The following is a 447-nucleotide window of genomic DNA, read 5'->3' as shown; positions in this document are numbered from 1 at the left end:
CCCATGAACGGCCATCACTGTCGGTTGCAGGCATAAACAATGGAATTCGCGATAAAAGCTTAAAAATCCCTAGTGCTGCAATACCTAATACGGTAATTTCGCCCAGCGTATCAAAGCCCCTAAAATCAACTAAAATAACGTTAACTACATTGGTACCGCCACCACCGGTTTTGGCATTGGCAATAAAAAAGTCAGAAATAGAATCCAGCGGACGAGTAAGCAAAGCGTAACAAATACTGGCTATAACACCGCCCACTGTCGAGGCAATACTTAAATCACGTAATATACGCGATGAGCTTGATTCTCTTGGGGTGCTTTGCGGTAAGAAAAACAATGCCAACATAAGTAGTATTATTGTTGCCACTTCTACCGTTAATTGCGTTAAGGCTAAGTCTGGTGCCGAAAAGCGGGTAAACACCACAGCTACCATTAATCCCACAATAGATA

Annotated in this window: 1 protein-coding gene; it reads right to left on the bottom strand. The window is 42.7% G+C overall.

Annotated elements, in window-relative coordinates:
• Positions 1 to 447, bottom strand: a 447-nt coding sequence (gene mbhE / locus AAEY62_RS20360; RefSeq protein ID WP_350636015.1) for a hydrogen gas-evolving membrane-bound hydrogenase subunit E, incomplete at both ends; no start/stop codon positions are given.

The organism is Pseudoalteromonas sp. GW168-MNA-CIBAN-0100 (genome assembly GCF_040309225.1).
Lineage (GTDB): Bacteria > Pseudomonadota > Gammaproteobacteria > Enterobacterales > Alteromonadaceae > Pseudoalteromonas > Pseudoalteromonas arctica.
This window is presented reverse-complemented; position numbering and strand designations above follow the sequence as displayed.